This window comes from Streptomyces sp. NPDC086080 (assembly GCF_044540255.1).
Taxonomy (GTDB): Bacteria; Actinomycetota; Actinomycetes; order Streptomycetales; family Streptomycetaceae; genus Streptomyces.
Window position 1 is genome coordinate 129,223 of record NZ_JBITRU010000023.1, and the last position, 20,499, is coordinate 149,721.

18 protein-coding genes are annotated in these 20,499 nt (G+C 70.7%); 15 read left to right on the forward strand and 3 right to left on the reverse strand.

Translation table 11 applies throughout. The features are described from left to right. The first annotated feature begins 248 nt into the window (after positions 1 to 248). From ACIF9R_RS25280 to ACIF9R_RS25330, 11 genes are all read left to right on the forward strand, one after another. Positions 249 to 1,535, forward strand: a complete 1,287-nt coding sequence (locus ACIF9R_RS25280; protein WP_399984262.1) for an activator-dependent family glycosyltransferase — start codon at positions 249 to 251, stop codon at positions 1,533 to 1,535. A 203-nt stretch (positions 1,536 to 1,738) separates the two neighbouring features. Continuing rightward, positions 1,739 to 2,311 carry a dTDP-4-dehydrorhamnose 3,5-epimerase family protein gene (locus tag ACIF9R_RS25285; protein ID WP_399984265.1) on the forward strand — a complete coding sequence of 191 codons (573 nt, stop codon included), beginning with the start codon at positions 1,739 to 1,741 and terminating at the stop codon, positions 2,309 to 2,311. Positions 2,312 to 2,430: 119 nt separating this feature from the next. Further along, the gene (locus tag ACIF9R_RS25290; RefSeq protein WP_399984268.1) at positions 2,431 to 3,498 is read left to right on the forward strand and encodes a glucose-1-phosphate thymidylyltransferase; all 1,068 of its coding nucleotides are present in this window, start codon (positions 2,431 to 2,433) and stop codon (positions 3,496 to 3,498) included. Then, positions 3,495 to 4,481 (forward strand): dTDP-glucose 4,6-dehydratase, encoded by a 987-nt coding sequence (gene rfbB, locus ACIF9R_RS25295; protein ID WP_399984271.1) that lies wholly within the window; start codon positions 3,495 to 3,497, stop codon positions 4,479 to 4,481. The genes ACIF9R_RS25290 and rfbB overlap by 4 nt, the downstream gene beginning before the upstream one ends. Further along, positions 4,468 to 5,466, forward strand: a complete 999-nt coding sequence (locus ACIF9R_RS25300) for an NAD-dependent epimerase/dehydratase family protein (protein WP_399984273.1) — start codon at positions 4,468 to 4,470, stop codon at positions 5,464 to 5,466. The genes rfbB and ACIF9R_RS25300 overlap by 14 nt, the downstream gene beginning before the upstream one ends. Before the next feature lie 2 nt (positions 5,467 to 5,468). Continuing rightward, on the forward strand, positions 5,469 to 6,773 hold the full coding sequence (gene rfbH / locus ACIF9R_RS25305) for a lipopolysaccharide biosynthesis protein RfbH (protein ID WP_399984275.1): 1,305 nt from the start codon (positions 5,469 to 5,471) through the stop codon (positions 6,771 to 6,773). Positions 6,774 to 6,807: 34 nt separating this feature from the next. Next, a complete protein-coding gene (locus ACIF9R_RS25310) occupies positions 6,808 to 7,179 on the forward strand; it encodes an NAD-dependent epimerase/dehydratase family protein (RefSeq protein WP_399984278.1) in 372 nt (123 codons plus the stop codon). A 72-nt stretch (positions 7,180 to 7,251) separates the two neighbouring features. After that, positions 7,252 to 8,649, forward strand: coding sequence for an NDP-hexose 2,3-dehydratase family protein (locus tag ACIF9R_RS25315; protein ID WP_399984280.1), 1,398 nt, complete (start codon positions 7,252 to 7,254; stop codon positions 8,647 to 8,649). Beyond that, on the forward strand, positions 8,646 to 9,632 hold the full coding sequence (locus ACIF9R_RS25320; protein ID WP_399984282.1) for a Gfo/Idh/MocA family protein: 987 nt from the start codon (positions 8,646 to 8,648) through the stop codon (positions 9,630 to 9,632). Before ACIF9R_RS25315 ends, ACIF9R_RS25320 begins: the two co-directional genes overlap by 4 nt. A 67-nt stretch (positions 9,633 to 9,699) precedes the next feature. Then, a complete protein-coding gene (locus tag ACIF9R_RS25325; RefSeq protein WP_399984285.1) occupies positions 9,700 to 10,881 on the forward strand; it encodes a macrolide family glycosyltransferase in 1,182 nt (393 codons plus the stop codon). Positions 10,882 to 11,488: 607 nt separating this feature from the next. Further along, a complete protein-coding gene (locus tag ACIF9R_RS25330; RefSeq protein ID WP_399984288.1) occupies positions 11,489 to 12,553 on the forward strand; it encodes an alpha/beta hydrolase in 1,065 nt (354 codons plus the stop codon). A 242-nt stretch (positions 12,554 to 12,795) separates the two neighbouring features. Here the strand turns inward: ACIF9R_RS25330 and ACIF9R_RS25335 are convergent, their stop codons facing one another. Further along, positions 12,796 to 13,941, reverse strand: a complete 1,146-nt coding sequence (locus ACIF9R_RS25335) for a sensor histidine kinase (protein WP_399984291.1) — start codon at positions 13,939 to 13,941, stop codon at positions 12,796 to 12,798. 692 nt (positions 13,942 to 14,633) lie between these two features. Between ACIF9R_RS25335 and ACIF9R_RS25340 the strand changes: the two genes are divergently transcribed. Both ACIF9R_RS25340 and ACIF9R_RS25345 read left to right on the forward strand, forming a co-directional pair. After that, on the forward strand, positions 14,634 to 15,356 hold the full coding sequence (locus ACIF9R_RS25340) for a FadR/GntR family transcriptional regulator (RefSeq protein ID WP_399984293.1): 723 nt from the start codon (positions 14,634 to 14,636) through the stop codon (positions 15,354 to 15,356). Beyond that, positions 15,356 to 16,372, forward strand: a complete 1,017-nt coding sequence (locus tag ACIF9R_RS25345) for an asparaginase (protein WP_399984305.1) — start codon at positions 15,356 to 15,358, stop codon at positions 16,370 to 16,372. Before ACIF9R_RS25340 ends, ACIF9R_RS25345 begins: the two co-directional genes overlap by 1 nt. A gap of 128 nt (positions 16,373 to 16,500) precedes the next feature. Here ACIF9R_RS25345 and ACIF9R_RS25350 read toward each other — a convergent pair whose 3' ends face one another. Continuing rightward, entirely contained in the window at positions 16,501 to 17,661 is a 1,161-nt protein-coding gene (locus tag ACIF9R_RS25350) for a D-alanyl-D-alanine carboxypeptidase family protein (RefSeq protein WP_399984295.1), read from the reverse strand. 84 nt (positions 17,662 to 17,745) lie between these two features. Beyond that, complete coding sequence (rho, locus tag ACIF9R_RS25355; RefSeq protein ID WP_399984297.1) at positions 17,746 to 18,870, reverse strand: transcription termination factor Rho; 1,125 nt, start codon at positions 18,868 to 18,870, stop codon at positions 17,746 to 17,748. Positions 18,871 to 19,157: 287 nt separating this feature from the next. Here rho and ACIF9R_RS25360 point away from each other — a divergent pair, with 287 nt between their 5' ends. Together ACIF9R_RS25360 and ACIF9R_RS25365 are read left to right on the forward strand one after the other, a co-directional pair. Then, positions 19,158 to 19,886: a class I SAM-dependent methyltransferase gene (locus ACIF9R_RS25360; protein WP_399984299.1), complete on the forward strand. Its 729-nt coding sequence runs from the start codon at positions 19,158 to 19,160 to the stop codon at positions 19,884 to 19,886. Positions 19,887 to 20,067: 181 nt separating this feature from the next. After that, a complete protein-coding gene (locus ACIF9R_RS25365) occupies positions 20,068 to 20,451 on the forward strand; it encodes a recombinase family protein (protein ID WP_399984302.1) in 384 nt (127 codons plus the stop codon). Positions 20,452 to 20,499: the final 48 nt, after the last annotated feature.

The following is a 20,499-nucleotide window of genomic DNA, read 5'->3' on the forward strand; positions in this document are numbered from 1 at the left end:
CGTGAAGAGTGTGCCGGAATCACGTGCTCACGGGCACAAATTTATGGCTAAAAGTTGACGCTGAGTCAATTTTTCGCGTGGCCCGCTGTTACCGCGTCCACCGCACGCACCGCATGAGCTCGCCGCTCCCACCCCGGCCCGAGACCAGGCGTACCCGCTCTGCACAAGCGGCTCTTTAGAGCCCCCTCGCAGCATTCCTGCGAACAGCACGCGTCGACGTCGGGTCGGCAGTCTCGGAGAGGTCAGCGATGCGCGTTCTTCTCACCGTCTTTCCGGCAACATCACATCTCTATACGGTTGTCCCGCTGGCGTGGGCGCTGCAGTGCGCCGGCCACGAGGTCGTGGTGGCGAGCCCCGAGGGTGTGGTCGACCCGAAGGTGATCGCGAACATCACCTCCTCCGGCCTCACGGCGGTTTCGCTCGGCGGCAGGGAGGAACTCACCGCCTCGCTGGCACCCCTCATCGCCGGCGCGGGTCCCAACCGGCCCACTCTGGCGCTCGATCCGGACGACGAGAACGCCTGGCGTACGGCCAGGGCCGTTCTCGCGGGCATGTTCAACGCGTACTACCCGCCGGAGTCGGCGGCGGGCGGGCGCCGGCCGATCCTGGACACGTTGGTGGAGTTCGCCCGGGACTGGCGCCCGGACCTGGTCCTCTGGGACCCGCTGGCGCCGACCGGGGCGGTGGCCGCGCGCGCCTGCGGCGCCGCCCACGCGCGTCTCCTGTTCGGCATGGACAACATCGGGCTGATCCGCTCCAAGACGCGGCAGGAACTGGCGGATCCCACCTCGGGCCTGACCGAGGACCCGTGGATGTCGTGGCTGGGACCGGTGCTGGAGCGGTACGGCCTCGACTTCACCGAGGAGACACTGGTCGGCCAGTGGACCATGGACCTGACCCAGTCCCGGATGCGCCATCCGGTGGACCTGACCTACGTTCCGGTCCGCCGGGTACCGTACAACGGAGCCGCCGTGCTTCCGGAGTGGCTGCACGCCCGACCCGAGCGGCCCCGGGCGGTGCTGACTCTGGGGGTGAGCCGCCGGCTGCTCGCCGGCCGGCACAGCGGCTTCCCGATGCGCGAGTTCTTCGAGTCCGTGTCCGGGCTGGACCTGGAACTGGTCGCGACGCTGAACAGCGAACAACTGGCCGTCGTGGGCACGCTCCCGGACAACGTCCGCGCCATCGAGTACGTACCGCTCAACCAGGTGCTGCCGAGCAGCTCGGCGATCATCCACCACGGCGGCGGCGGGACGTTCGCCGCCGCCGTGGCGTTCAAGGTGCCGCAGCTCGTCGTGCCGCTCCCGATGTGGGACGAGGCGGTCACGGCGCGGTACGTCGTCCGCCGGGGCGCGGGAGTGGCGGCCGATCCGGCGGCCATCGACGTGGACGGCATGCAGAAGGATCTCGTGCGGCTGATCGAGGAGCCGTCCTTCCGGCTCGGCGCCCGTGACCTGTACGAGGACATGCTGGCCGCTCCGTCGCCGAAGGACGTGATCCCGGTCCTGGAGAGGCTGACCGCGGAGCACCGCGGCTGAGCGTCCGCCGCCACACGGCACCGGCGCCCCGACGCCGCGAGCACCTTCCGGGGCGAGAGGAAGGCCCGCCGCACGCGGACCGTCGTCCCGGCTCCCGCACCGTGGTGTGCCCCCGGCCCTCCCCGGGGCGCACCATGCCCGGGCCCGTCGGACCACCATCCGTACCGCACGAGTCGAGTTGAGGAAGAAGGGGCGAACGCGCCGTGCGCATCGAGGAGACCAGCATCCCCGGAACGTTCCTGATCGAGCCGGACCACATCCCCGACGACCGGGGTGCGTTCTACGAGTCGATGCGGTCGGACGAACTGGAACGATCCGCGGGGATCCTCTTCCAGCCCCGTCAGATCAACTACTCGGTGTCCAGGCGCCACACCCTGCGCGGCATCCACAGCGTGAGCATCCCACCCGGACAGGCCAAGTTCATCACCTGCGTGCGGGGCGTGCTGCGCGACATCGTCGTCGACCTGCGGATCGGTTCGCCCACCTTCGGCAGGCACCAGGTGAACGAACTGGACGCCGCGTCGGGCCGGTCCGTCTACGTGCCCGCGGGCGTCGGGCACGGATTCCTGGCGCTCACCGACGACGCCTGCATCTGCTACGTCGTCTCCAGTACCTACGTCCCCGGAACGCAGATCGACATCAACCCGCTCGACCCCGACCTGGACCTGCCCTGGGAGTGCGCCGGGACACCGCTGATCTCGGACAAGGACGCGAAGGCACCCACGCTGGCCGAGGCCCTGGCAGCAGGCCTGCTGCCCGACTTCGCGGCAGCCTGACGCCGAGCCACCCGTCCTGCAGGGCCACCGGGTCACCAGGGCGACGGGTGCACGGCCGAGCGGTCGCGAACCGCGTACCGGACCGAAGCGGCACCCCACACGAATCGAGAGGACCTCCCATGAAGGCTCTGGTGTTGGCCGGCGGGTCGGGCACCCGCCTACGGCCTTTCAGCTACTCGATGCCCAAACAACTCATCCCCGTCGCGAACGTGCCGGTCCTCGAATACGTCGTGAGGAACGTCCTGGACCTGGGAGTGACCGAGATCGGGGTCATCGTCGGCGACCGCGTCGACGAGATCCGCAAGGCCCTCGGGGACGGATCGCGGTTCGGGGCGCGTCTGACCTACATCCAGCAGGACGCTCCCCGCGGCCTGGCCCACACCGTCGCCATCGCCCGGGACTTCCTCGGCGACGACGACTTCGTGATGTACCTCGGCGACAACATGCTGCCCGAGGGGATCGCCGACATCGCCGAGGAGTTCACCACGCACCGCTCCGCCGCCCATGTCGTGGTGTACAAGGTCCCCGACCCGCGCGCCTTCGGGGTGGCCGAACTCGGCCCCGGCGGCGAGGTGCTGCGCCTGGTGGAGAAGCCGGAGCAGCCACGCAGCGACCTGGCCCTGATCGGCGTGTACTTCTTCACCGCCGCCATCCACCAGGCGGTTCGGGCCATCGAGCCCAGCGCCCGCGGGGAACTGGAGATCACCGACGCGATCCAGTGGCTGGTGTCGGCGGGAGCGGACGTACGGGCCAGCCAGTACGAGGGCTACTGGAAGGACACCGGGAACGTCGAGGATGTCCTGGAGTGCAACCGGTACGTCCTGGAAAGCCTGCGGCCCGCCGTGGAGGGCGAGGTCGACGATGCCAGCGTGCTGACGGGACCGGTCGTCATCGAAGAAGGGGCGCGCATCGTGCGCTCGCGCATCGAAGGGCCGGCGATCATCGGCGCCGGCACGGTCGTGGAGGACAGCCACATCGGCCCGCACACGTCCATCGGGCGCGGCTGTGTGGTCGCCGGAAGCCGGCTGGAGTACTCCATCGCCCTGGACGGGGCCTCGGTCACCGGCGTCCAGGGACTGAGCAGTTCCCTCATCGGTCGCTCCGCCACCGTCGGCACCGTCGGGGAGAGCACGGACCGTTACCGCCTGGTCGTCGGAGACGACACCCGAGTGGAAGTCGCCGCATGAGAATCCTCGTCACCGGGGCCGCCGGTTTCATCGGCTCCCACTTCGTACGCAACCTCCTCGCAGACAACTACGCAGGGTGGGAGAACTCCCGGGTCACCGCCCTGGACAAGCTGACCTATGCGGGCAATCGCGACAACCTGCCTGCCTCGCACCCGCGTCTGGAGTTCGTCCGGGGCGACATCTGCGACGCCGGTCTGCTGCGCGAACTGCTGCCCGGACACGACGCGGTGGTGCACTTCGCCGCCGAGTCCCACGTGGACCGCTCGCTGGAGGGCGCGGGAGAGTTCTTCCGCACCAACGTCCTGGGCACCCAGACGTTGCTGGATGCCGTACTGGACAGCGGTGTCGAGCGGGTGGTGCACGTGTCCACCGACGAAGTGTACGGCTCGATCGCGGAGGGCTCCTGGACCGAGGAGTGGCCGCTGCTCCCCAACACTCCCTACGCGGCCTCCAAGGCATGTTCCGACCTGGTCGCCCGTACCTACTGGCGCACGCACGGAGTGAACCTCTCCGTCACGCGCTGCTCCAACAACTACGGTCCGTACCAGCACCCCGAGAAGCTCATCCCGCTCTTCGTCACCCATCTGCTGGAAGGCAGGCAGGTGCCGTTGTACGGCGACGGGCGCAACATCCGCGAATGGCTGCACGTGGACGACCACTGCCGTGGCATCCACCTGGTGCTCGAGAACGGGCGGGCCGGCGAGGTCTACAACATCGGCGGCGGCAACGAGCGGACCAACCGCGCGATCACCGAGCGCCTGCTGGAACTCACCGGCTCGGGAACGGAGATGATCCGTCACGTCGCCGACCGCAAGGCCCACGACCTGCGGTACTCGATCGACGAGTCGAAGATCCGTGAAGAACTGGGCTACACCCCGCTGATCGGGTTCGAGGAGGGACTCGCCGCCACGGTGGCCTGGTACCGCAACCACCCCGACTGGTGGAAGAACGTCAAGTACGGGGCCGAACGTGCGGACGGCTGACAGCAGGGGTGCGGACGGCCTCCGGGTCGTGGTGCTCGGCGGCACCGGCTACCTGGGCCGCCGTGTCGGCGAGGCGTGCCGCGCCGAAGGCGCACTGGTGCACATGGTGTCCCGGAGCGCGGTGCAGGACGGCCCGGCGGATCCGCGGTCGATCCACCTGGACCTGCTCACCGCCGGCCCACGGGAACTCACCGGGCTCCTCGGTTCGCTGCGGCCCGATGTGGTGGTCAACGCCGCCGGCCGGGTCTGGCGGGGCGACGAGGCCGAGATGACCGCGGGCAACGCGGACCTGGTCGTCCGCCTCACCGAGTCGCTTGCCGAACTGCCCTGTCCGCCACGGCTGATCCAGTTCGGCAGCGTGCACGAGTACGGTGCCGTCCCGCCCGGCACCAGCACCTCCGAGGAGCATGAGCCGGCCCCCGTCACTCCGTACGGGCGTACCAAACTCCTCGGCACGCGGGCCGTCCTGCGGGCCGCGGCGGAATACGCCCTGGACGGTGTGGTGCTCCGCCTCGCCAACGTGATCGGTGCCGGGATACCGGCGAGCAGTCTCTTCGGCAGGGTCGCCGCGCATCTCGGCGAGGCCGCCCGCGCCCAGGCCCTGGGGGAGAAGCCGGACGAGCTCAGGCTCCCCCCGCTGCGCGTCCACCGCGACGTCGTGGACGTGCGCGACGTCCTCGACGCCGTATGGGCCGCCGTCACCGCGCCGGCGGCGGACGTCCGCGGCCAGGTGGTCAACATCGGACGCGGCGAGGCGGTCCCGATGCGTGCGTTGATCGACCGCATGGTCGAACTCAGCGGTGTGGATCTCGTGGTGGCCGAGGCCGTTCCCGATCACTCCCCACGAAGTGATGTGCAGTGGCAGCAACTGGACGTCTCACGAGCGCTGCGGCTCCTGGGGTGGCGGCCGCGGCGCACCCTCGACCCCTCGTTGCGCGACCTGCTCGCGGCGGCGGTGCCGGCGCCGGCAAACGGAAGGAAATGACGATGAGTGACAGCAGGCAACTGGTGCTGGACCAGGTCCGCACGTATCACCGGGAGACCGCACCCGACCGGGAGTTCGTGCCCGGTGTCACCGAGATCTGGCCCTCCGGCGCGGTGCTGGACGAGGAGGACCGGGTCGCCCTCGTCGAGGCCGCACTGACCCTGCGCATCGCCGCGGGACCCAGCTCCGGGAAGTTCGAGTCCGCCTTCGCCAAGCGCCTGAAGCGGCGCAAGGCCCATCTGACCAACTCGGGCTCGTCGGCGAACCTCCTGGCCGTGACGGCCCTCACCTCGCACCAGCTCGGTGACCGGCGGCTGAAGCCGGGCGACGAGGTGATCACCGTCGCGGCGGGATTCCCCACCACCGTCAACCCGATCCTGCAGAACGGGCTCATACCGGTGTTCGTGGACGTGGACCTGGCCACGTACAACACCACGGCCGACCGGGTGGCGCGGGCGATCGGCCCCAAGACGCGGGCGATCATCATCGCACACGCGCTCGGCAACCCCTTCGAGGTCGCCGAGGTGGCCCAACTCGCCAAGGAACACGGACTCTTCCTCATCGAGGACAACTGCGACGCGGTCGGCTCCACCTACGACGGGCAGATCACCGGCACCTTCGGGGACATGACCACGGTCAGCTTCTACCCCGCGCACCACCTCACCATGGGCGAGGGCGGCTGCGTCCTGACCTCCAACCTCGTCCTTGCCCGCATCGTGGAGTCGCTGCGCGACTGGGGGCGGGACTGCTGGTGCGAACCCGGCAAGAACAACACCTGCTTCAAGCGGTTCGAGTACCAGATGGGCAACCTGCCCGCCGGCTACGACCACAAGTACATCTTCTCCCACGTGGGCTACAACCTGAAGGGAACCGACATCCAGGCGGCCCTGGGCCTGGCTCAGCTCGGCAAGCTGGACGGCTTCATCGAGGCACGCCGTCGCAACTGGCGCCGGCTGCGCGAGGGACTGGACGGGGTGCCCGGCCTCCTGCTCCCCGAGCCCACCCGCCGGTCCGACCCGAGCTGGTTCGGTTTCGTCATCACCGTCGACCCCGAAGCCGGTTTCAAGCGCGCCGAACTGGTCGACCACCTGGAGGAACGGAAGATCGGCACCCGGCGGCTGTTCGCCGGCAACCTCACCCGGCAGCCCGCCTACATCGGCCGGCCGCACCGCGTCGTCGGAGACCTCACCAACAGCGACGTCATCACCGAGCACACCTTCTGGATCGGTGTCTACCCGGGGCTCACGGACGAGATGCTCGACTACATGGTCGCCACCATCAAGGAGTTCGTGGCCCAGCGCGGCTGAGCCCGACGGGCGGCCTCCCAAGGAGGACACGCCGGTGACCCCTCACACTCCTCACGGCACGCACAAACTGGCGCTCGAGGAGCAACTGCGCGAGTCGGGAGCCGACCACCTCATCCTCCGGCTGGGCCACCTGGTCGGCCCGTACAACCGAAACCACCAGCTCACCTCCGCGCTGCCGAGGCGGTTACGCAACGGGGTGGTGCGATGGCACGGCGGGGCGACCCGCGTCCTGATCCACGTCGGTGACGCGATGACCGTCATCGACCGACTGCTCGAAGCGGATCTGCAGGCCGAGACCGTCAATGCGGCCTCCGGATTCGCCGTCCCGGTGGAAGACAGCTGCGCGCCGTGGTCCCGCACGTGGCCGACATGGGCTTCGGCCCCGAGTACTACCGCCGGGTTCTGAACGACGTCATCGCGGCCGGACATGCCTGAACCGGCCGCGTACGCAGATCGAGAAAGGCGGGGAGTCCCTCCGATGCCGTCCCATACTCTCCAGAGCCGCGAGACCAAGAGCCTGCCCGCCCGCATCGCACTGTCGGCCGCCGCCACCCGGGGTGCGCACCTGCGCACCGAGGACTTCGGCGGCTGGCTGGCCGAACGGGGCAGGGCCCATACCTTCCGGGTGGAGCGGATACCCTTCGCGGAGCTGGACGGCTGGTCGTTCCAGGAGTCCACCGGGAACCTGGTGCACCGCAGCGGCCGCTTCTTCACCGTCGAGGGCCTGCACGTCACGGAGCAGGGGGAACCCTACGGCGATGGTCCGTACGCCGACTGGTACCAGCCCATCATCAAACAGCCCGAAGTGGGCGTCCTCGGCATCCTCGTCAAGGAGTTCGACGGGGTGCTGCACTTCCTGATGCAGGCGAAGATGGAGCCGGGCAACCCGAACCTGCTCCAGCTCTCGCCCACGGTCCAGGCGACCCGCAGCAACTACACCAAGGCCCACCAGGGTGCGGACGTCAAATACATCGAGCACTTCGTCGGGCCGAACCGCGGCCGGATCATCGCCGACGTGCTCCAGTCCGAGCACGGCTCGTGGTTCTACCGCAAGTCCAACCGCAACATGGTCGTGGAGGCGGTGGGCGACGTGCCGCTGCTGGACGACTTCTGCTGGCTCACCCTCGGCCAGATCCACGAACTGCTGCACCGGGACAACGTGGTCAACATGGACGCGCGTACGGTGCTGTCCTGCCTGCCCGTCCAGGAAACCTCGGACGGTGCGCTGCTCTCCGACACCGAACTGCTCTCCTGGATCACGGGCGAGCGCACCCGGCACTGCGTGCAGGCCGAGCGCGTCCCGCTGGATTCCATCCCCGGCTGGAAGCGCGGCGAGATGGCCATCGAGCACGAGGCGGGCCGCTACTTCAACGTCGTGGCCGTGTCGGTACGGGCCGAGAACCGCGAGGTCACGGGCTGGACCCAGCCCCTGTTCGAGCCGGTCGGCCAAGGCCTCACCGCCTTTCTCACCCGCCGGTTCGGTGGCGTCCCGCATGTGCTGGTGCACGCCCGCGTCGAGGGCGGCTTCCTCGACACCGTGGAGCTGGGGCCGACCGTGCAGTACACGCCGGACAACTACGCCCACCTGCCGGCGAAGAAGCGCCCCGGGTTCCTGGACACCGTGCTGCAGGCAGACACGGACCGCATCCGCTACGAGGCCGTGCACTCCGAGGAGGGCGGCCGCTTCCTCAACGCCGAGAGCCGCTACCTCGTCGTCGAGGTCGACGAGGCGGAGGCGCCGCTGGACGCGCCGCCCGGCTACGCCTGGGTCACCCCCGCGCAGCTCACCTCCCTGGCCCGGCACGGCCACTACCTGAACGTCCAGGCCCGCACCATGCTCGCCTGCCTCAACGCGACGGCGGTGGGGACCCGATGACCGACCCCGTGCGCGTCGGGGTGATCGGATGCGCGGGCATCGCGGTGCGCCGCATGCTTCCCGCCTTCGCCGCCTGCCCCGACATCGAGATCGCGGCAGTGGCCAGCCGCGACCGGGCCAAGGCGCGGCAGGTCGCGGAGCGCTTCGGCTGCCGTCCCGTCCACGGCTACGGCGAACTCCTCGAGTCGGACGACATCCAGGCCGTCTACGTGCCGCTGCCGGCGGCCCTGCACGCCGAATGGACCGAGGCGGCCCTGAACACGGGCAGACACGTCCTCGCCGAGAAGCCCCTGTCCACCGACCGGCACAGCACCGGACGACTACTCGAACTCGCCGGCGACCGCGGCCTGGTGCTCATGGAGAACGTCATGTTCGTCCACCACCCCCGGCACAGGGAGGTACAGCGGCTGGTCGCCGACGGTGCGATAGGCGAACCGCGCGCGTTCCACTCGGCGTTCGCCGTTCCCCCGTTTCCGGACGACGACATCAGATACGACCCCGCACTCGGCGGCGGGGCGCTGGCGGACGTCGGGGTCTACCCGCTGCGGGCCGCACTGCACTTCCTCGGCTCCGAACTCGACGTCATCGGCGCCCGGCTCGCCCGGGGTGCGCGACGGCAGGTCGAAACCTCCGGTGCCGCCTTGCTGAGTGCTCCCGGCGCCGTCACGGCTCAGATCACCTTCGGGATGGAGCACGCCTACCGCTCGTCGTACGAATGGTGGGGCAGCGAGGGCAGCATCACCGTCGACCGGGCCTTCACCCCGCCCGCCGACCATGTCCCCGTGATCGGCCTCCACCGCGGCAGGAAGACCGAGGAGATCCGGCTCGAACCGCACGACCAGGTGGCGGCCACCGTCGCGGCCTTCGCCGCGGCGGTCCGTGCCGGCACCCCCTTGAACCCCGGAGACACCTTGCGGCAGGCGGAGCTCCTCGACGCGATACGCCGCTGCGCCCGGTACGGAAAACCCGTCGGAACTGGATGAGCGGCCGACTGCGGTCCTTCGGCGACGACCGGCCGGAGGACCCGACAGGACGCGGAAGGAGACATTCGTGCAACGTCACATCGCCTTTTTCAACTTTCCGGCCGTAGGCCACTTCAATCCCACGGTCGGCTTCGTCGAGGAGCTGGTGAAACGGGGGCACCGGGTCACCTGCACGGTGACGGAGCACTTCGCTCCCATGGTGAAGGCCGCCGGGGCCGAGCCGGTCCGGTACGACTCGGTCTTCGGCGATTTCTACCGCGCCCCCCTGACGGCCGAGGGGATCGCGGCCGAGGGAATGCGGTGCCTGGACGAAGGCACCTCCCTCGTGGAACAGGTCGGAGCGTTCTACGCGGAGAACAGGCCGGACGTGATCGTCCATGACTTCATGGCGTGGGGAGCGCGCTTCTTCGCCGCCGAGAACGGCATTCCGCTGATCCGGACCTATCCGGTGTTCGGGGCGAACGAACACTTCTCGATCCGGGAGAAGTTCCCGGTGGCGGAGCTGAACGCCCCGCAGATGATCGAAGCGGCGAAGAAGCTCGCGGGCACCCTGCCCCGGTTCGGTCTGCCGGCCGACCCGATGGGCTTCCTCTCGCACATCGAGAAGCTCGGCATCATCTTCCTCCCACGCGAGTTCCAGTACGCCGGCGAGACCTTCGACGAGCGGTTCGTCTTCACCGGACCCTGCCTCGTCGAGCGCCCCTACCAGGGCACCTGGCAGCCGGCCTCGGCCGACCGGCCCGTCGTGCTGATCTCGCTCGGCACCTCGGCGGGCGGCTGGCCGGAGTTCTTCGGAGCGGCCATCGAGGCCTTCGGCGACTCCGAGTGGGACGTCCTCATCACCGTCGGTGGCCACACCGATCCCGCCGACCTCGGACCGCTTCCCGCGAACGTCGAGGTGCGGCGGTACGCGCCACACCTCGACGTGCTGCGCCACGCCCGGCTGTTCATCACCCACGGCGGTATGAACAGCACCATGGAGTCGCTGTACAACGGCGTGCCCATGGTGGTCGTGCCGCAGTCGAACGAGCAGCGGGCGAACGCCCTGCGGGTGCAGGAACTGGGCCTCGGCCGCGTTCTGGCCAGGGAGGACACCACGGTGCAGAGTCTGCGGGAGGCGGCGGCCCAGGTGGTGGGCGACGCGTCCGTGGCCGAGCGGGTGCGGGCCATGGGGGAGCGCATGCGTTCCGTCGACGGTCCGGCCGTCGCGGCCGACGCCGTCGAGGCATACCTGGCCGGACCGGGCTGACAGCCGCGACCCGCGTCCGTGCCGCGGGCGCGCCCACCGGTGACGTACGGCCCTGACACACCGGCCGTACGTCACCGTCCGGCATCGGTCGGCCCGGTGCCGACCGGGGGCTTCGAACGACGTGGCGCGCCGCTCCCGGCGGCCGTACACACGGTGTGTGCCGCATCCCGCGCCGCCGGAAGGCCGCCCGCCCGGCACGGTGACCGCCCACGGCGCCGCACGCGTACAAGCGAGGCACAAGCGGACCGCGGAACACTGAGCACACGGACCTGCTCCGGCGGGCGCCGTGAGGTGAGAGGAGACGCCCATGTCCGCCCGACCCGCCGATCGCCGGACCCGCCCCGAGGCCGGGCCGGGCCGGTACGCACCCGCGGCGGGCCCAGGCCGCCTCGTCGGCCCCGGCGGGGTCTTCTTCCACCACGGCGACGACGTGCCCGCCTCCGCCCGCAGCCACGACAGGCCGCACCGGCCACGCCCGGCGACCGGCGCACCGCCGGCTGCCCGCCGGGCTCGGCCGGATCGCACACATCGCAGTCGACCGGCCCCGGGCTTCGGCCCGCGCCGTCCGGACGGCGCCATCCACAGACCGGGACGGTGAGCGACGACCATGGATCATCTGGACGAACTCAAGGAATTCGCCCGCCTGCACGCCCGGGGCCAGGGTATGAAGGCCGAGCATGCCACCCGAGTGCTCGCCCGCATCACCAATGACCGCACGGGTGATCCGGACTCCTGGGCCGCGGTGTGGACCGCCGAGGGCCGGGCCGCCGCCGCTCGTGGCGACCTCCTCGACGCGTGCCGGCACTACGCCCTCGCCCGCTTCCCCTACCACGGCGACGCCGATCGCGTCCTCGCCCAGCAGCTCTGTGTCGACACCTTCGACCAGTGGCGCCGCGACCGGGACGGTATCGAGCGCCTGGAGTTCGACCACTCCGACGGCACCGTCGTCTGCTGGGCCGCCGGGCTTGACAGGCCCCGCCCGCTGCTGGTCGTCATGGGCGGCATCGTCAGCGTGAAGGAACAGTGGGCGCCGCTGCTGCCCCTGCTGCGCAGGATCGGCTTCGCCGCCGTCGTCACCGAATTGCCGGGCGTCGGCGAGAACACCGTCACCTACGGCCCCGAGTCCTGGCGCACCCTCGGCTTCCTGCTCGACCGGCTCGCCGACCGTGCCCAGGTCGATGACACCTCGATGCTCGCCCTCAGCTTCAGCGGCCACCTCGCCATGGGTGCCGCCGCCGAGGACCCCCGCATCCGCCGCGTTCTGACCGTGGGCGCACCCGTCGCCGGCTTCTTCGCCGACGAGGACTGGTGGCCCCGTGTGCCCGGCATCACCGCCGACACCCTGCGCCGTCTCACCGGCAGTGCGGACCTCACCGAACTGCGTCACCGCCTGCCGGGTTTCGCCTTCACGCCGGAGCGGCTTCGGCAGGTGCGCATTCCCGTCCGGTACGTCGCCAGCAGCCGCGACGAGATCATCCCGGGCAGCGAGCAGGCGCTGCTGCGCCGCACGCTCGACGATGTCCGGTTCAAGACGTTCGACGACGTGCACGGCTCGCCCGCCCATCTCGGTGCGATGCGGCGCTGGCTCTTCTCCCAGTTGCTGTGGCTGCGCTTCGCGCACCGCGGCCCCCGGCAGGCGTCCCGCTCCCTGATCAGTGAGAGACCCTCATGAGCGCGGGCGGGAACGACCACGAGGCGACCGCCGCAGTCGCCTTCGGCACGGTACGGCCGTGGCAGACGCCGGCCTCACTCGGCATCACCGAGGACGATCTGACGGCTGTCCACCAGGGGTGTCCGCGCGCCGGCTCTCCTCGGAGCGTACGGCGAACGCCGCTGTCACCTCCCTGCACGGAAGACCATGACGCGGGCGGCCCCGCAACCGCGGGGCGTGACGCGGCGCTCGCCGGGATGGGATCAGGCGGCTGATCCATTGGGCGGAAACATGATCTGCCGTACCTCCGCGGTCGTCTCCGGCGGCCTTTTCGCCGGCACTTCGGCCAGCAGCCGGAATGTGCCGTCCGTCCCGGGCCCCGACTCCAGCCGTCCGCCCACAGCGGTCATCCGGGCGTGCAGATTGCTCAGTCCGCTGCCCCCGTGCGGTGAGAGGTCCTGGTAGGCGGGGTCGACGCCGTCGTTCTCGACCACCAGCCGGACCAGGCCCTCCTGCTGGACGGCCCGGATGCCGCAGCGTGAGGCGTCGCTGTGCCGCAGCAGATTGGTGACGGCCTCCCGCAGTGTGGTGGCGAGCGCGGTGTCCACCTGGGGGGAGAGCGACCCCAGGCGGACCTCCGTCCGTACGTCGATGCCGGCGGCGTCGAGCATCGCGCGGGCCGTCTTGATCTCCTGCTGCAGTGACATGCCGCGGAACCCGCTGGCGACTTTGCGGACATCGGCGAGGGACTGTCCGGCGATGCTCAGGACCTCGTCGACCTCCTTCATCGCGCGTGCCGGGTGCGCCGGAATGAGCCGGTGGATCAGTTCGCTCTTCAAGGTGATCGCGGAGAGGCTGAAGCCGAGCAGGTCGTGGAGGTCCCGGGCGAAGCGCAGCCGTTCTCTGGCGACCGCCTGACGGGCGAGTTCCCCGCGGGCGACGTGCAGTTGCGTGATCAGTTCCGTCAGCCGGGTGAGTCCGAAGACGACGAGTCCGGCCAGGAGCGAGGTCTCGGCGAGGTGGATGCCGTCGATGAGTGGCCGGCCTTCGAGGACGGGCGGGGTCAGCATGCTCAGACCCGTGATGGCGTAGAGCGGCCAGGCCACCCGCGGCGGCAGGAGGAGCAGCACGGAACCGGCGAGGTAGCCGGAGACCGGCCCCCAGGAGGCGTGGAACACCACGAGCGGCAGATAGGTCAGCAGTGTCTGGATGCCCAGGGTCAGGCATTTCTGGGGCAGAAGTGCCCGGCTGCTGCCCGGCGCGGAGTGGACGAATTGCAGCGTGAGGACCGCCAGGAGGAGAAGCACACCCGTTGTCTTGGCCGCCGGGGACACATCGGCGCACAGGAGGGTGGTGGCGGTGAAGAGCGCGTAGCCCAGCAGTGCACAGATGAGGATGGTGCGCGCCAACCGGGTGCCGGGTGGACCGCTGCTGGATCTGGGCGGGGACACCGCCTCAGGTCTGCCCCGTGACTCGTCCGCACTGTCGGAACGGTCGTGGCTGTCGATCATTGCACGGCCTCTCCAACTGTATGCGCCATTCTGCGTAGATGATAAGTCAAGGATGTGACATCCGGGCAGGCCGACCCAGGCCCGGAATGTGCGTCCACTGCCAGATGATGCCCGGTATGACAGGAGTTGATGCGGAGCATCTGCCTTGTTCTGCAAGCTTGTTGAATAAGTGTCAGGAACTCTGCGGCCTGTGGTCCTCCGGGCCTCGCACGGCGGACCGGACCGGTGTGGTGACCGGTGGCGTCGTCTGCGCGAGGAGTCCCCTCATGAGTGCGGCCACACTCGCGCGGATGTGCTCGGGCACCTGGGCCGTGATCGGGTCCGCGCGGAACGGCGCCGTGCGGACGGGCGACGGACGGGCCGACCTCCGTCGCCTGTGGCGGCAGCCGTCGTGCCGGCGGACGAGCGCGCCGTGCAGGGTCGAGCGGATGCGGGCGTCCGTCCGGACGCCGGTGACGATGAGCCGCCCCCCTCCGCGCTCGGCCGGCACCGCTTCCCCCTCGGTGTCCTCGAACGAGCAGGTCCTGGGGGACGTGCCCCGCCCAGGTCCTCATTTGACAGCGCCCGTCCCACCGCGCACCATCACTCCCGTGAACCTGTCAGACAGCCAGACAGGTGGCACGAGGCCGCGGCGCGTCAGCGCGATGGAAGCGGTGCTCTCCCACCTTCGCGGCGCCATCGAGCGCGGTGAGTACCCGGTCGGCGACAAGCTGCCCTCCGAGGCGCAGCTGTGCCGCTCCCTCGAGGTCTCCCGGCCCGTACTGCGGGAGGCGCTGCGGGCCCTGCAGACGATGGGCCTGACCGTGTCCCGGACCGGCCTGGGCACCTTCGTGGTGGCCGACGCCGTCGAGGACCCCACCTTCGGCGACTACGCGGCCGGCCACCTGATGGAGGTGCGCCGGCACATCGAGATCCCGGTCGCCGGGTACGCCGCCCGGCGCCGCACCACCGAGAACCTGGACCGTCTGGCGCGTCTCCTGGACCGGATGGAACGGGAGACCGACACCACCGCGTGGGTGGCGATGGACACCCTGTTCCATCTCGCCGTGGCCGAGGCAGCCCAGAACCCGGTGTTCCGCCGCGTCATCGAGGAGATCCGGGACGCACTGGCCCGCCAGTCCGCGTTCCTCAACGAACTCGGCGGACGCCGGGAGCAGTCCGACCGTGAGCACCGGGCGATCTTCGAGGCACTGACCGACGGCTCCGAGCGCGATGCCGTCGACGCCATGACCCACCATCTCGACCGCGTCGAGACCACCCTCACCGACATCGTGCGCCCGGCGCCGCCCCACGACGAACCTCAGGCAGTGTGATGCACAGCAGTCTCCCCGCGGGCCCGCCCCCGATCCGCGAGCCCTTCCACGCCCCCGTCGCCCACCTGGTACGCGGTGGAGCGGTGGAAGGCGTCCACTACGGTTCCGTCGTGGTCCTCGACGCCGCCGCCGAGGTGCGCTTCGAGCTCGGCGACATCCGGGCGGCCTGCTATCCGCGCTCCGCGCTCAAGCCCGTCCAGGCCGTGGCCATGGTCCGCGCCGGACTCCCGCTCGAGGACGGACTGCTGTCGCTCGCCGCGGCCAGCCATTCGGGCGAGGAACGCCATCTGGCCGGCACCCGGCGCATCCTCGAACTGGCCGGACTGACCGAGGACCACCTCCGCAACGTCACCGACCTGCCGTTCGACCCGGTCGTACGGGACGCCTGGGTGCGTGCGGGCCGCCCGCCGTCCCGGCTCGCGCAGAACTGCTCCGGCAAGCACGCCGCCATGCTGTACACGGCCAAGCTGAACGGCTGGTCCCTCGACGGCTACCTCGATCCCGTCCACCCCCTCCAGCAGGCGATCGCCGAGACCGTCGAGGATCTCACCGGGCAGCGTGTCGCGACGGTCACCGTCGACGGCTGCGGCGCGCCGCTGTTCTCGGTCTCACTGCGCGGCCTCGCCGTCGCCGCCGCCCGGCTCACCACCGCCGCGCCCGGTACCCCCGAGGCCCGGGTCGCCGACGCGATGCGCGCGCACCCCGGGATGGCATCGGGCTCCCGGCGCGACGTGGCCGCACTGATGCGCGCGGTCCCCGGACTGCTCGCCAAGGACGGCTTCGAGGGCGTGCAGGTCGCCGCCCTGCCCGACGGCCGCGCCATCGCCGTGAAGATCGCCGACGGTGCTTCCCGGGCACGTGTTCCGGTAGCCGCGGGGGCGCTGGCGCTGGCCGGGGTGGACGCGTCGCTGCTCGCGGAGTTCACGGGGGAACCGCTGCTCGGGGGTGGGCGGCCGGTGGGTGAGGTACGGCTGGTGCCGGCGCTCGATCCGGAGGCCCTCCCGGCCCGTGCCTGAGCGCTCGCGCCGGACGGGGAGGTTCGCCCTTTCGGGACGGGTACCGACGGCAAGCCGCCGCAGCGAAGGCGCGGAACCCGGCCCGCACGGACCGACCCCTCCGTGTTGCCGATCCTCCCCGCAGCCGGTCAGTCGGCCGGCACCGGGCCCCACCTGAGCCGCAGGAACAGTGCCGTCCCCGCCCCGCCCAGCAGTGCGGCGCCGGCGATCGTCCAGGCCACCGGCCGCCCGCTCACGTCGTCCCGCCGGGCCACCGGCACGGCCGCCTCCGCCTCCGGTCCCCGCAGCGGTCCGGCGCGCAGCGCGTCCAGGGAGTCCACCGGGTCGACCCGTCCGGCCGCCTCGAATCCCCAGTCCAGCAGCGAGCGGGCCTCCTCGTACACCGCGTACCCGTCGTCCGAACGGGGGTTCATGACCGTCGCGACGAGGGTGCGCCCGTCGCGGCGGGCGGCTGCCACGAGGGTGTTCCCGGCACCGCTGGTGTAGCCGTTCTTGATCCCGATCAGGCCCCGGTACGGTGCGACGCCGTCCGCGCCGGTGAGCAGCCGGTTGGTGTTCACGATTCCGTACGAGCCGCCGTCGCGTCCCGGGAAGAGGGCCTCCTCCAGGGCGCAGTACCGCGCGAACTCGGGGTTGCGCAGCCCGGCCCTGCCGAACACCGCCAGGTCGAACGCGGACGACACCTGACCGGGCGCGTCGTAGCCGTCGGGGGACTTCACCCGGGTGTCGTGGGCGCCCAGGGCGCGGGCCTTCGCCTGCATCCGCTCGGCCGTGGCCCGCCAGCCGCCGGTCAGCCCGGCCAGCACGTGCACGGCGTCGTTGCCGGAGCTGAGGAAGACCCCCTTCCACAGGTCGGCCACCCGGTACGTACGGTTCTCCGCGACCCCGACCAGGCTGCTGCCGGGCCCGATGCCCGCCAGCTCCTTCGGCCCGACCCGGTGCCGGATGCCGGCCGGCAGGGCCGGCAGCACGGTGAGGGCGAACAGTGTCTTGAGGGTGCTGGCGGGCGGCAGCCTGCGGTGAGCGTCATGGGCCGCCAGCACATCGCCGGTGCGGGCATCGGCGATCAGCCACGAGCGGGCGGACAGATCCGGGACCTCGGGCGCCCCCCGGCGCGGTCGGACGTGCGTGCCGGGCCGGTACAGCGGCGACGTGGCGGCCCCCGTTGCCCGCGGTCCTGGTTCCCCGCCCTTACCCGTGGGTGCCGCGGCGGGCGCCAGCACCAGGAGGCCCGTCGCGCAGAGTGCGCAGGCAGGCGCAGCGACCCGTGAAGCAAATCCGATAGTCATACCGCAAACGTAGGAATGGACCCCCCGGAACACCGTGCTGCCCGGGCCGGAGAGGGCCCCCGAGCACCCGGATGCCACACGCCGTCAGCCGCCCGGCAGGGTCGGCCGGATCCGCCGCAGGAACGTGGCGTTGTCGGGCGTGTCGCGCATCCGCCCGAGCAGCGTCTCCAGCCCGTCCCGGGACCCCAGAGCGCGCCGCAACCCTGCCGCGACGGCCAACTCGGACGGGGCGAGCAGCAGTTCCTCCCGACGGGTCCCCGATGCGGTGAGGTCGACGGCGGGGAACAGCCGCCTGGAAGCCGCCTCGCGGCTCAGCCGCAGCTCCATGTTGCCGGTGCTCTTGAGCTCCTCGAAGTAGAACTCGTCGGCGCGGGAGCCCGTCTCCACGAGGGCGGAGGCGAGGATCGTGAGCGAGCCGCCCTCCTCGGCCCGGCGGGCGGCACCGAAGAACCGCTTGGGCCCGAGCAGGGCGGAGGCGTCGACGCCTCCGCTGAGGGTGCGGCCACCGGACGCGGCCGCGTTGTTGTGGGCCCGGCACAGCCGGGTCAGCGAGTCGAGCAGTACGACGACGTCCTCACCGGCCTCGACGAGCCGCTTGGCCCGTTCCCCGACCAGCTCGGCGAGGGCGATGTGCTCCCTGGCCGGACGGTCGAAGGTGGAGGCGTACACCTCGCCACGCACCGAGCGCCGCATGTCGGTGACCTCCTCGGGCCGTTCGTCGAGCAGCACCACCATCAGCCGGCACTCCGGGTGGTTCCCGGCGACGGCTGCCGCGAACTGCTGCAGCAGAACGGTCTTGCCGGTCTTGGGCGGCGCGACGAGCAGCCCTCGCTGCCCCTTGCCGACCGGCGTGAACAGATCGGCGATCCGCCCGGCCGGTCCGGAGGCCGGGTGCTCCAGACGCAGCCGCTCCGTGGGGTGCGTCGGCGTCAGGTCCCGGAAGTGCCGGCGGCCGCGCGAAGCGTCGGGCGTACGGCCGTCGATCCGGGTGACCTCGGTCAGGCCGCGCCGGCCGTCGCGCACGCCCTCCAGCCGGTCGCCCCGGCGCAGACCGTGCCGGCGGACCAGCGCGGGGGAGACCGGCGGGTCGGTGGGGGAGGCCAGGAGGTTCGTGGCGCGCAGGAACCCCTTTCCGGCCGCGTCGATGTCGAGGACACCGGTGACGGTCCGAGGCGGCCGCTGTACGGGATCGAGGGTGCTGATGGTCATGGAGCAGGTCCTTTCGTGGACAGCGGGACATGCGGGAGAAGAGGGAGAAACCGCGCGAGGAGGGCGGACGCGCGCCTCCGGGCGGTGGGAACAGCACCTGGGTCATGGCGGGAGCGCCTGCGAGGTGATGCGGGAAAGCCGATGAGCCGGTCGGAAACGACGGGCGAAGTGAAGAACTGGCACCGACGCCGAGCATGGGCGTACAAGGGATGCTGCCCGCACGGTACCACCGGGTTCGGCGGTGTGGAAGACCGCCGTGGGCCGGAGCACTCCTCTAGGCTGATCCGATGTTCGACCCCGAAGGCCCCAGCCTGCGTGAACTTGTCGTCCAGGCGCTGTCGTCCGTGGAGCGCGGCTACGACCTCCTCGCGCCGAAGTTCGACCACACCCCCTTCCGCACGCCGGACTCGGCGCTCGACGCCACGGCGGCGGCGCTGCGGCGGGCAGGGCCGTTCGAGGCCGGGCTCGATCTGTGCTGCGGCACCGGGGCGGGCGTCCGTGTGCTGAGGCAGGTGTGCCGAAGGAGTGTCACGGGCGTGGACTTCAGTACGGGCATGCTGGAGGTCGCCCGGGAGCGGACCGGGCCGTCCGAACCGCCGGTCGGCTGGGTGCGGGCGGACGCGCGGGCGCTGCCCTTCAGGCCGGTCTTCGACCTGGTGGTCAGCTTCGGGGCGTTCGGGCATTTCCTGCCGCGGGAGCTGCCGGGGCTGTTTGCGCAGGTCCACTCGGTGCTGCGGCCCGGCGGCCGTTTCGCCTTCCCGGTGGTCGCGCCGCCCCGGCCGGGTTCGCTGGTGTACGGGATGCTGCTGGGGTTCGACACGGTGATGCGGGTACGGAACGCGGTGTGGCGTCCGCCGTTCGTCATGTACTACCGGGCTTTCCGCTTCGGGGAGATGTGGCGCGAACTCACCTGGGCCGGGTTCCGGGTGGAGTTCTGGCCCCTGCCCGAATTCGGCCGACGGGCGGACGGCAGCCCGAAGGTACGGCTGGTCGTTGCCACGCGGGCGAGTGGGTAGCGCGGGTTGGCGCCTCGGCTTTTTTGGGGGGCGACCCGGCGCTTGTCGGGTGTCCCGGCATTGGTGCTGGGCGGGGGTCTCTGCGCAGCCCGGCGCTCGCGGGGCGCCGTCGCGCCCACCCTCCCCCACTCTCGGCTTGGAGACGCAGTTAAGGGGGGACCTCTTTGCCATGCTGTGAGGCATGACGACAACACAGCAGCTCACCGGACGCGAGTACCTGCGAGTCAGCAAGAAGAAGGGGCAGAGCTGCGACGAGCAGCACGCCGACAACATCCGTAGCGCTGAAACGCACCGCATCGTGATCAGTGCCGCCCCGTACATCGATGACGGGATATCGGCCAGCAAGTACGGCCGGAAGAAGCGCGGTGACTTCGCGCGGCTGGTCAAGGATCTGACTTCCGGCGCGTTCACCGACGACGTTCTGATCATCTGGGAGTCGTCGCGCGGCAGCCGGAAAGTCTCAGAGTGGGCGTATCTCATCGAACTGTGCGAGGAACAGGGCAAGCTGATCCATGTGACTAGTACTCCAGCCGTAGATCGTGATCTTGCCGGTGGGGTCGGCTGAGAGACAGGTACAGCCACCGCTGATCATCGGTGTGTGAAGACTGAAGAT